Source organism: Cognatazoarcus halotolerans, from assembly GCF_009800965.1.
In the GTDB taxonomy this organism is placed as follows: Bacteria; Pseudomonadota; Gammaproteobacteria; order Burkholderiales; family Rhodocyclaceae; genus Cognatazoarcus; species Cognatazoarcus halotolerans.
Genome location: NZ_WUAF01000006.1, coordinates 269491 through 281063, shown reverse-complemented (window position 1 = coordinate 281063; position 11573 = coordinate 269491). Strand labels below are relative to the sequence as shown.

Here is an 11573-nt window from a genome sequence, read left to right as displayed (position 1 = left end):
CATCGCCCGTCCAAAAAGGCAGGAAACTACACAAATCGAGGCGCTGTGAACAGAGGTGCTGCAAGTGCATGATCGTCAACGACTTTCCTGTGAGGTCAACGACATGTGGGTAGCTGCGGGAGCCCTGGTAGACTTCCTTGGAAATAATTTGTGTTTCTGTTCCGACCCCTCCTGCGCGACCGTCAGCTTTGGCTGCATATGTCTGATCCGAAACGATGGCAACCTTCTTGATTTCAGAGTTTGTGACCATCTGTTCCATGAAGGAAATTGCATCGTGCCCTTCCTTCAAATCCCATTTGTCCAGAATTACGTCTATGCCTGACTCACGTAATTCGGTCGCCAAGTCGATAACCCATTGCTCATGAGTTGGGCTAGACCAACTGTATGACATAAATAGTTTCGGGGCGGTCATCAGGTGGTGTCTCCAAAGGCATAACTTCCGAATTGAGCACCACCCCCGAAGGGGGCGAAGACGGGAGCGAAGCGAGCGGTGTGGGCTCGAATGAGTCGTTCTCGGACACAAAGAGCGGCACGCTCAATGACAACTACGTCCCCAAAACCACCGCTAAACACACCAAAATCGTGCAGTTCAGTCCGAAGCGTACTCGGCACGTCCGCATGAACACCTGCGGTGTTATACGTGCGCGCTGCGCGCGCTTCACAAATTAGCGGGTTTTTTGGGCTATATGAACCTGGCATCGTTGTGATAGGCCGCTCAAATTTCAGACCGAGCACTCTGTGAGCTGGGAACGTGAAGTCGACATCAAAGTGCCGAGCAACCAGGATATACGACAGGTGGATAATCTGGCAGAGCCCGCCAAGTCACTGACTTTAATCGAAGTCATTCGAGACTGACCGGTTGCGATGTCGGATACCACGCTCATGATTTCCCTGCCCTCTCGGCCTCACCTGGTGGACGTCGTACGCGAACGCATCCGGCTCGAGCATTGCGACATCCGCGCGGAAGCGGCCGATGCAGGCTAGATTAAATGCCACATCCTGTTTCATGACAAGCGAAACCTCGGCGCCACGGAACGGAGCGAGCGGGCACCCTGCCCCTCGAATACGGCGTGCCCAGCGCTTTCGCGGCGGCGTGCCTCGACAATCACATCCGTATGCCGCCAGGAAGGCAGCATACGGGATCAAGCCTGGGTGTTGATGATCGTGCCCACGCGCTGGCCGAGCAGGTTGACCGACGGTGCGGTCGGCGCGCTGGCCTGAACGGTCTTGTCGTCGCGGTCGCCATCGGGTTCGCGCAGCTCGCTCTTTTCGGCGGGCGACACGGCCGTGCTTGCGAGCGCCGCCAACTGCGCGCCAGTGGATACCGAAGAGATCTGCATGTTGTGCTCCTTCCAACAATCCGGCTCACCGGAATCGCGATCGAGGCGCGATCGCTCGACTGGGTTCCGAACAGCGACGATAACACCGGCGCGCCTTCGTAAACCTGACACCCGCGCGAAGCGGACCAGCGGCTCTTCCCGGACGCACCGACGGGCCCCCGGAAAGAGCCCCGGCGAGTCAATCGGCAACCGGCGATCCGCATCACGACGACCTCGCACGGTCACCGCGATCGTACCGCCTGCCGCACTCTCTTGCCGCTATAATGCGCGGTTTAGTCGAATTCTGGAGTGCAGCATGGAAGCCGAACGCATCAACACCATCGCCGAGGCCCTGGCGGACCTCAAGCGTCGCGGGCTCGAACTCCGGAGGTATCTTTGACTACCCTGAAAAGCAGGCAAAGCTTGAAGAGGTAGTCCGCGCGCTGGAAGATCCGGCGGTGTGGAACGACGCGGCCCGCGCCCAGGAGCTGGGCAAGGAAAAGAAGGCGCTCGAATCGGTGGTGGTGACGCTGCAGGAAGCCGACCGCATGTCCGACGACCTCAAGGAGCTCTTCGAGCTGGCCGAGATGGAGGACGACGAGGACACCATGGTGGCCGTCGAGACCGACCTCGCCGCGCTCGAGAAGAAGATCGCCGAGCTCGAGTTCCGCCGCATGTTCGCCAACCCGATGGACCCCAACGCCTGCTTCATCGAGATCCAGGCCGGTGCCGGCGGCACCGAGGCCCAGGACTGGGCGGGCATGCTCGAACGCATGTACCTGCGCTACTGCGAGCGCCGCGACTTCAAGGTCGAGCTGCTCGAGGAATCCGAAGGCGAAGTGGCGGGCATCAAGAGCTGCACCATCAAGGTCGATGGCGAATACGCTTACGGCTTCCTGCGCACCGAAACCGGCATCCACCGCCTGGTGCGTAAGTCGCCGTTCGACTCGAACGCGCGCCGCCACACCAGTTTCTGCTCGGTGTTCGTGTTTCCCGAGGTGGATGATTCGATCGAGATCGACATCAACCCCGCCGACGTGCGCACCGACACCTACCGTGCCTCCGGCGCGGGTGGCCAGCACATCAACAAGACCGACTCCGCGGTGCGCCTCACCCACATCCCCAGCGGCATCGTGGTGCAGTGCCAGAACGACCGCTCCCAGCACCGCAACAAGGACGAAGCCTGGTCGATGCTGCGTGCGCGCCTCTACGAGGCGGAACTGCGCAAACGCCAGTCCGAGCAGCAGAAGCTCGAGGACTCGAAGAGCGATATCGGCTGGGGCCACCAGATCCGCTCCTACGTCCTCGACCAGTCGCGGATCAAGGACTTGCGGACCAACTACGAGGTCGGCAACACCCAGGCGGTGCTCGACGGCGACCTGGACGACTTCATCCAGGCGAGCCTCAAGCAGGGCGTCTGATCCGCCCCTGCGGCAGATCGGTTTCGAGACAAGATGCGAAGGCTCGTCCGCTGGGTCGTCGCTTTGCTGGCAGTCGGGGCAATCGCGATTGGCGCGCTGCTGGTGCTCGCGCTCGACGGGACTGCCTCGGTGCAACGCACGGACACGGTGTCGCCCTGGGTGGTAGCGCGGGCACGCTGGCTGCTCCAGTACCACGACCCGCGCAGGCTCGCGCGCGATCAGGTGCGCAGCGTCGGCGTACCGGCCGGGGATCTCGACGAGCTGATCAACTACGGCATCAGCCGTCGCTCCGCCGGTCGTTCGCGGCTGACGCTGGGCAAGGACGCCGCGAAGCTGCAGGTGAGCCTGCCGCTGCCGGACAGGGCGCTGACCCGCAGCCTCGGGCGCTATCTCAACCTGAGTCTCGAGTTCACCGCGCCTCAGGGCAGGCTGCAGGTAGCGACTGCGCGCATTGGCAGATTGCCCGTTCCCGGTGCCCTGCTTTCGTCGCTTTACCGTCCGGCTTTGAAGCTTGCCGGCTACGGCGACGAGCTCGACCTGATCGAGCGCAGCGTGCAGCGCGTGACGCTGGCGCCTCGCTTTGCGACCCTGACCTACGCCTGGCAACCGGAGCTGCTCGACAAGGCCCGCGACGTCGCCAGCGATGCAGCCACGCGCGCGGCCCTCAAGGCCGCGCAGACGCGCCTCGCCAGCCTGCTCGCCTTCCACCCGGAACTACGCCATGCGCCGCTGCCCGCCGTCCTCCAGCCGCTGCTCCAGGCTGCGCCGCAGCGTGAAGCGGTACGCGCCTCGCTGCTGGTCCTCGCCGCGCGGCTGGCCAACAAGAAATTCGACGCAATCATTCCCGAAGCCGCCGCCTGGCCGCAGATCGTGCCGGCCCGGCTGACGCTTCACGGGCGCATCGACTGGGCCCAGCACTTCGTGGTGTCAGCCGCCATCGCCGCCTGGGCGGGCGAACCGCTGGCCGATGCGATCGGCCTCTACAAGGAACTCGCCGACTCGCAGGGCGGCAGCGGCTTTTCCTTCGGCGATCTCACCGCGGACCGCGCCGGCACCCGCTTCGGCGAACTTGCCAGCGACGAAACCGACTGGCTCGACAAGGTGATGCGCTCCACGCCGACGGACGCCGACCTCATGCCACACGCCGCGGATCTTCCGGAAGGCCTTTCCGCCGCGGCGTTTCGCAAGCGCTTCGGCGGCATCGACTCGCCGGCCTACCGCCAGATGGTGGACCAGATCGAAGCGCGCATCGCCGCGCTGCCGGCCTACCACAACCCCGCGGCCATTTCACCCGACCACGAGTAGCGGCTTCTCATGACTGATTTCAATCTCGACGAGATCCTCGCACCGGGTATCGATCCCGACGACGTACCTGAACTGGCGACGCTCGTGGGCGCACGCCCGCTGGTGGGCGCCTTCATCACCCTCTTTCGCGGCTCCGAGGCCGAAGTGCTGCTGCGCCTGCTGGTGCTGCGCGAGATCGGCCACGAGGCCGAAGCGCCGCGCTGGACGCCGGAAGCCTTGCGGGCGCGCTTCACCTACGTCGATCCGGTCAAGCTCGAGACGGTACTCAAGCGCCTGCGCGACAACGCCTTGCTGTCCTTCGCCGACGACGGCCTCTATCACCTCTCGGATCTTGGCCGCAATGCCGTCGCCTCGATCGCCATGCTGCTGCGTTTTGCCACCGAGGAAGACGCCGAGCTCGGCTTTCTCACCGCCCAGCTGGCGGGACTGCAGGCGGTCGGCAGCATCACGCCCGAAGCGCTCGGCCACCTGCTCTCCAAGCTCAACGACCTGACCTGGCACTTTGAAGAGGCGATTGCTTCCGGCTCGGAGTTCCGCATTCTCGATTCGCGCCGGCGCCTCGCCGCCAACCTGCGCTGGATCGAACGCGGCACCGAGATCGTGCGCGCCCTGCTCGCCGACCCGGAGGGCAGTTTCGACCTCGCCCGCCTCGCCCAGCGGGTGGCGCTCGCGCAGTCGCGGCTGGCCCGGGTGGATGCGGCCTTCCAGCGCGCCCTCAACAAGATCGAGTCGCAGCGCGTGACGCTGGGCGCCTCCGGCATCTCGTCCTCGGACGTCACCGCCTGGCTGCGCCGGCAGAGCGGCGCGCACCTCGCCGCGCTGGCTGCCGATGCGATCGGCGTCACCCCCGACCTGCCACTGCTGGCCGGCGGTCACGAGCTACTCGACCGGGCCGAGGCGGTGCTCTCAGAGGAAGTCCGCAAGGCCGACACCGAGCAGGCCCTGCCACCACCCGACCAGGCACCCGCCGATGCCGCGGTGGAGCAGGAAGACATGCGCCTGCTCGAACACTTCACCCGCCGCCTTGGCGCGGTGCATGCGCAGACACCGCTGCACGACGTGGTCAATGGCGGCGGATTCGCGCCGGCTTCGTACCGCCTGTCGCTGCTCGCGCTGCTTGCTGACGGCGAAGGCGGCGGGCCGGCCGAAGGTGCGGTCGGCGACTTCATGCGGCTGCCGCTCGATGTCGATTTCAGCGATCGGCTGATTCCCGTGGGCGAGGACGAGATCGCCGCCATCACCGAAGGGCATGTGCGCCCACGCACGGCCGGCGACGCACGCGCCGCGGACCCGAACATTGCGGAGAACAATCCCTGATGGAACACGAACTCAGAACCCTCACCGCGCGCCTGCTGGCCGGCCGCTGGCTGCCGCGCCGCGACGCGCTGGTGCGACGCGCGCTGGTCGACGAGACCTTCCGCAACGAGCTCGACCGACGCCTCGGCGAGGTCGGCCTGCGCCTGCTCGACAACCCCTACGCGGCCCACGTGGCGGTGGCGCTGCAAGCCGACATGGCCGAACCGGTGTTCGGTGCCGGTCGCGAGTATGCCGCCTCCAACATGGGCTTGAGCCGCGACGAGGTGGCCCTGCTGGTCGTCATCTGGTCGCTCATCGTTCTGCCCAAGCGCGAGCGCCAGGTCACCCGCCAGGAGCTGGTCAATGACGGACAGGGCGACATGTTCGGCGCAGAGAAGCCGATGCAACATGGCGACGCGGTATCGGGCGGGCTTTCGGAAGCCTCGCTGATCGCCGACTTCGGTCCGGCCCTCGGCGGCAAGACCAAGGTGCGCAACTTTGCGCTCGGCAAGCTCGCCCGCCTTGGTTTCATCGAGCGACGCAACGGGATCATCGCCGAAGGACCTCTGCTCGACGTGGCGCTCGACTATCGGCTGATGGCCGACCGGGTGATCCACGGCACCCTCGCCGAGGTGCTCAGCGCCGCCGGTCATGCGGTGCCCGAGGCAAACGCATTCGAGGTAGCCGACACGCTGCCCGACGAAGACGACGACGAGGAACAGGGCTGATGTTTCACATCAAGCAGATCGAACTGGTTCACTGGGACTTCTGGCGCCGCTTCACGCTGCCACTCGACAGCCAGATCATCACCATCGTCGGCCCCAACGGTTCCGGCAAGACCACCCTGCTCGATGCGCTGCGCACGCTCTTTGCACTGCGCTGCTCGGGCAAGCGTGATTTCCGCCGTTATGTACGCCGCGCCGATCGCAGCTTTGCGTGGATCCGCGCGGTGGTCGCCAACCGCCCCGGCAACACCGGCAAGCGCCCCTTCTTCCCCTGCCTCGACGACGAGGTCACGCTGGCCTGCCGCATCCGCCGCGGCGGTGGCGAATGGATGCGCGACTACACCATCGTCGATGGCGACGTGCCGATCGAGACCCTCGAGGAAGCCAACGACTGGCTCGGCCTGCGCGACTACCAGAGCCGCCTCGCCTGGGGCGGCCTGACACCGGCCATCGCCAAGGTGCTGGCGCTCGAGCAGGGCGACACCGACAAGCTCTGCGAATACTCGCCCAAGGCGCTGCTGGAACTGGTGTTCGACGTCTTCGGCGACAAGGAAGTGCTGGACAACTACGGCGCCGCGCGCGAAGAGCAGATGAACGCCGAGCGCGAGCTCGCCGACCTTGCCGTCGATCTCGACCGCCTGCGCGCCCAGGCCGACGCCAAGCGGCTCGAGGCCGACCGCTTCCTTGAATGGAAGCAGTTGTCCGACGAGGCCTCGGCGCTGGACGCGGAGATCGTGCCGCGCCTCGAGGTGGCCGAGCTCTCGGCGGCGATCAACGCCGAACGCGAAGCACTCGCCCGCCTCGCCGTCGAACGGCGTGAACGGCGCCACGAGCAGCGCATCGCGCGGGACCGGCTGGCGACGGTGCGGCAGGAGCGCGAGGTGGCCGAGAGCCGCCGCGCCAGACTGCGCAGCCTCGACCTGGACGCCGACAAGAGCCACCTTGCCGCCCACGATGAAGTGCGCGACCTCGAAAAGCTGCTCGCCGAGCGCGACGCGCTGCGCGCCCAGCTCGCCGCCGAACGGCGTGAACGGCGCCACGAGCAGCGCATCGCGCGGGACCGGCTGGCGACGGTGCGGCAGGAGCGCGAGGTGGCCGAGAGCCGCCGCGCCAGACTGCGCAGCCTCGACCTGGACGCCGACAAGAGCCACCTTGCCGCCCACGATGAAGTGCGCGACCTCGAAAAGCTGCTCGCCGAGCGCGACGCGCTGCGCGCCCAGCTCGCCGCCGAGCACGGTGCGGATGCGGTGGCGCTGGAGCGTGAGCACGAAGAGGTGGAAAAGCGCCTCGATGCGCTGCGCCGCGACGAGCGCCAGCTGGTAGCGGATTTCGAGGACCGCAGCGAGCAGCTACGCAACGCGCGTAGCCGCCGCGGCCCGCCGGCCGACCCGGTTGTCAGCGCCTTCCGCCAGCAGCTCGACGCCGAGGGCATCGCCCACCAGGGGCTGGCCGAGATCGTCGAGGTCACCGACCCTGCCTGGCAGGCGGCGGTCGAAGCGGTGCTGCGGCCATACCGGCACATCGTGCTGCTGACGCACGAACACGACCGCCATGCGGCCTGGTCGCTCGGCGAGCGCGAGCGTTTCCGCCACTTCATCGTGCCGGAGCGTGAAGAGGCGCCGCCGGCGAACGCGATGAGTCTCGCCGAGGTAGTGCGCTTCTCGGCGCCGGTGCCGCGCTGGCTCGCGACCCTGCTCAACCGCATCCGCCGTGTGGAGAGCGTCGAGGCGGCGCGGAACCTGCCACGCGACATCGAATGGATTACCCGCGACTGCTACCACCGCGAGCACCGCGGCGCGCGCCACCTCGGGCGCCCCAGCGACTTTCATTTCGGCGAGCTCGCCCGCCAGGCACGGATCGAGGCACTCGAGGCCGAAGTGGCACGGCTCGACGCCGGGCGCAAGCGGCTGAATCCGCAGCTCGACGAGGCCAAGGCGCGGCTGACCACCTTGCGTCAACAGCTCATGGGCCTCCAGGCCGGGCAGCTGCTGGCCGCCAAGGCAGCCCAGTACGCCGACGCGGAAATGGCGCTGCCCGACGCACAGCGCCGGCTCACCGCTGCCATCGCCGACCGCGTCGACGCCAAGACGGCGCTGGACGAGGTGTCCGGCCAGATCAACGGTATCAATATCGAGATCGAGCGGCGCGAGCGCGACCTCAGGGGCAGCGAGCAGCGCCTTGCCGAGATCGAGCGTGACAACGCGCCCCGTCGCCACGGCCAGGCCGAGCGCATCCAGAAGCTGCGCCGCCGCCGGCGCGGCATGCCGGCCGGCTGGCAGGACCCTCAGGAACTCGCCCAGCTCGACGAGCGCTACGGTGGCGCGCACGGTGCGCGGCGTGAACTCGAACGGCTGCGCAGCCGCATCGACGAGGGCGAGTGGGTCACCGATGCCGCGGTGCTCACCCTGCGCGACCGGGTCGCCGCCGACGTGGCCCAGCGCGAGCGCGACTACGCCGAGCGCGACGGTTACTGCAACACCACCCGCCGCCTCACCACCGAGGCCCGCGCCGCCTACATCGCCAAGCTGCGGGCCACGGTGCGCCAGTATGGCCGCAACCTCAAGGCGCTCGGCGAGCTGGCCGGCGTGGACGTCGATTGCCCCACGCCGCACCTCGAGAACGACGACGTTTCGCTGAACCACGCCGGCCTCGAGGTGCGCTTCGACTTCGACCGCAAGGGCGCCGTTGGCCTCAACGACGGCGAGGCCTCCGGCGGGCAACAGGTGATGAAGTCGCTGGTGCTGCTGATCGGGCTGCTCATGGACGACGCCCGCCCCGGCGGTTTCGTCTTCATCGACGAGCCCTTCGCCCACCTCGACGTGGCCAACATCGACCGCGTCGGCAGCTTCCTGCGCGCCACCCGCGCCCAGTACCTGATCACCACGCCGGTGACCCACAATGCCAACATCTTCGCGCCCTCCCTGCTCACCCTGGTGACGCGCAAGAAGAAACCGGGAGAGGCCTGGGCGCCGCCCATCGGGGTGATCCAGCGCGACACCGGCGCATGAGCGAACCGAATCCCTGGAGTGCTGCCGACGAAGACGGCATCAGCAACCAGTGGCTCGGCGACCCCTTGCGCGCCAGCCTCAAGGGCAAGCGACTGCGCCGCGCGCTGGATGCGCCGGAACTCGACCCCGCAGTACTGCCCACCAACTGGCGGCAGGTGCTCACCACCTGGGTTCGCAAGGCCACGGCCACGACGCTCATCAAGTGGGAAAGTCTCTACACCAGGGCGGGCACCACCCAGGCCAACGCGGTCGAGCCGCTCTTCCGGATGCTTCTGAAGCACGGCGAACTCGAGCTCAAGGAAAAGCGCACTCCTCACGGCTGGCACCCGGAGTCGGTGCGTTTCATCGATCCGCAGCGCCTGCGCCGCGCGCTCGGCATTGCCGAGCCGGATGAAGCGGCCAACAAGCTCGCCGGAAGGCGCGGCGTGACCTATTCGCATCCGGCCCTGGAGGCAGCCCGTGAGGCGCTGGCGCCGTTGCCAGCCAGAACGGCGCTCGCGCGTCTCGAACTGCTCGACGCGCTGCAGGCGTGGCATGACGCCGGCCGCGCCCGAAGCCATGCCACGCGGCGCGATTTCGCCCTGTTCAGCCGCGGCAACACCAAGGGCATCAGCCCGGCCGAATGGCGCTGGCTCGAGGAGCAGTTCGATCTGTCGTCGCTCGGCATCGCGGTGCATGCGCCACTGCTGCTGATCGCGGCGTCGAGCCGGTTCGAATGGTCAGGCGGTGTGCTGGATCTGTCTTCCGTCCCAAGCTTCATCGGTCTGCCGCCCTCCGTAATGGCCTCGATCGAGACGATGACAAACCCGCCGGAACGCTGGCTGCTGCTGGAGAACCGCACCGCTTTCGAGAAGGTCGTCCTCACCCGCGCGCCCGATGACGCGGTGGTCTGGCTGCCCGGCTATCCGCCATCGTGGTGGCGCGAAGCGATGCGCAGGCTGCTCGCGCTGGCACCGGCACCAGCGCTGATCGCCTGCGACCCGGACCCGGACGGCATCGCGATCGCGCTGCAAGCCGGCGCGCCGTGGTCCGACGCGATGATCGAATGGCACCCCTGGATGATGAGCGCCGGGGATCTCGCGGGTCTTGCACATCGCACCAGTCTGTCGCAACGAGACCGCGAGCGGCTGGATGCGCTTGCGCCGCCCCTGGCCGCCCATCCGGAACTCGCCGCGCTCGCGACCTGGATGCGGGAACACGATGAAAAGGGCGAGCAGGAGGGACTGTTCGGCTGAGCGGGGCCCGTCAGGCTTCAGTTTTGCGCGATTCCGCCGATAAACCGGCACCGAACAGGCCGAACGCATTTCACGACGCTGCCAACCCGAACATCCGAATGCAGACATCCGATCAAACAGCGCTTGCCCGCCTGCTGGACTGTGCCGAAGCACTGTCCCGGCTGCAAGCGCCTGCGGAAGCTCAGAGCACCCTGGCACTCGGTGTCCAGGCGGCGCTGGAGGCATATTCGGTGCTGTTGTACCGGGTCCACTTCTCTACCCGCGGCCTGGGACTCGCCCTGCTGGGATGGGGCCTCAGCGACGAGGGCGGCGCCCGTTGGGAAGACATCTCGATGCACGATCAGCTCGACCTCGGCTGCGACCCGCTGCTCGGCGAGGCACTTTCCTCGCCGCGCGCGTTCGCCGTGGCGCGCGAAAGCGATCGTGCCCGCATCGCCTTCGCGATCGGCCCTCTCGGGGAAGCCAAGTGGCTGCTGGAAGTCCATTCCATGCACCGTCCCGAGCGTCAACTGCTCAAGGCCGTCGGCGTGCTGCTCCAGTGCTTCGAGAACGGTCAGCGCGTATGGGAATACGCCAATCTCGACACGCTCACGCGGCTCCTCAACCGCAAGACCTTCGATACCAACTTCGAGCAGCTCATCGCGCTTGCCGAAAGGGCCGAGCGCAGTACCAACGACCGGCGCAGCGAAAGCACCGGCGCGACCATGCCGTGCTGGCTGGGCGTACTCGACATCGATCACTTCAAGCGCATCAACGACAACTTCGGCCACCTGTTCGGGGACGAGGTCCTGCTTCTCTTCGCCGAGCGCATGCGCAGCTGCTTCCGCGTCCAGGACAAGCTCTTCCGCTTTGGTGGTGAAGAGTTCGTGGTGATGATCCGTCACGTCCGCGAAGATCACGTGAAGGGCATTTTCGAACGCTTCCGCCTATCGGTCGAACGTTACGATTTTCCCCAGGTCGGGCAGGTGACCTGCTCGGTCGGCTATACCCGTATCGATCCCGCCTACACGCCCGCCGAACTGCTCGGCAGGGCCGACGCAGCGCTCTACTACGCCAAGGAACACGGCCGCAACCAGGTCGGCAGCTTCGACGAGCTGGTGATGCAGGGCAAACTCAAACTCATTCCGGCGCCGGACCACAGCAGCATCCAGGCCGACATCGACGAACTCTTCATCTGAGATCGGCCGCGAGGCAGGACGAATCGGACCGCTTGTGTCAAAATTCGCGGTCTTGCGTCACGGCCCGCGTGCCCGACGCGAAGCGC

9 protein-coding genes are annotated in these 11573 nt (G+C 66.8%); 7 read left to right on the top strand and 2 right to left on the bottom strand.

What is annotated here, in order from left to right; translation table 11 throughout:
• Positions 1 to 412: SEFIR domain-containing protein (locus GQB03_RS10450; protein WP_159688489.1), on the bottom strand; the 412-nt coding region annotated here is incomplete at its 3' end.
• 730 nt (positions 413 to 1142) lie between these two features.
• Positions 1143 to 1340 carry a hypothetical protein gene (locus GQB03_RS10445; protein ID WP_159688487.1) on the bottom strand — a complete coding sequence of 66 codons (198 nt, stop codon included), beginning with the start codon at positions 1338 to 1340 and terminating at the stop codon, positions 1143 to 1145.
• 295 nt (positions 1341 to 1635) lie between these two features.
• Between GQB03_RS10445 and prfB the strand changes: the two genes are divergently transcribed.
• The 7 genes from prfB to GQB03_RS10410 all read left to right on the top strand — a co-directional run bounded on the left by prfB (position 1636) and on the right by GQB03_RS10410 (position 11487).
• Positions 1636 to 2740, top strand: a protein-coding gene (gene prfB, locus GQB03_RS10440) for a peptide chain release factor 2 (RefSeq protein WP_159688484.1) whose coding sequence is annotated in 2 segments (ribosomal slippage) — positions 1636 to 1716 and positions 1718 to 2740 — 1104 coding nt in all. Because the reading frame shifts where the segments join, the coding sequence is not laid out codon by codon here.
• 33 nt (positions 2741 to 2773) lie between these two features.
• Positions 2774 to 4045 (top strand): hypothetical protein, encoded by a 1272-nt coding sequence (locus GQB03_RS10435; protein WP_159688481.1) that lies wholly within the window; start codon positions 2774 to 2776, stop codon positions 4043 to 4045.
• Positions 4046 to 4054: 9 nt separating this feature from the next.
• Positions 4055 to 5362, top strand: a complete 1308-nt coding sequence (locus GQB03_RS10430; protein WP_159688479.1) for a hypothetical protein — start codon at positions 4055 to 4057, stop codon at positions 5360 to 5362.
• The gene (locus GQB03_RS10425) at positions 5362 to 6069 is read left to right on the top strand and encodes a hypothetical protein (RefSeq protein ID WP_159688476.1); all 708 of its coding nucleotides are present in this window, start codon (positions 5362 to 5364) and stop codon (positions 6067 to 6069) included. The genes GQB03_RS10430 and GQB03_RS10425 overlap by 1 nt, the downstream gene beginning before the upstream one ends.
• Entirely contained in the window at positions 6069 to 9074 is a 3006-nt protein-coding gene (locus tag GQB03_RS10420) for an AAA family ATPase (RefSeq protein ID WP_159688473.1), read from the top strand. Before GQB03_RS10425 ends, GQB03_RS10420 begins: the two co-directional genes overlap by 1 nt.
• Positions 9071 to 10309 (top strand): hypothetical protein, encoded by a 1239-nt coding sequence (locus GQB03_RS10415; RefSeq protein WP_159688470.1) that lies wholly within the window; start codon positions 9071 to 9073, stop codon positions 10307 to 10309. The genes GQB03_RS10420 and GQB03_RS10415 overlap by 4 nt, the downstream gene beginning before the upstream one ends.
• Positions 10310 to 10407: 98 nt before the next feature.
• A complete protein-coding gene (locus GQB03_RS10410) occupies positions 10408 to 11487 on the top strand; it encodes a GGDEF domain-containing protein (protein WP_159688468.1) in 1080 nt (359 codons plus the stop codon).
• The last annotated feature ends 86 nt before the right edge of the window (positions 11488 to 11573 follow it).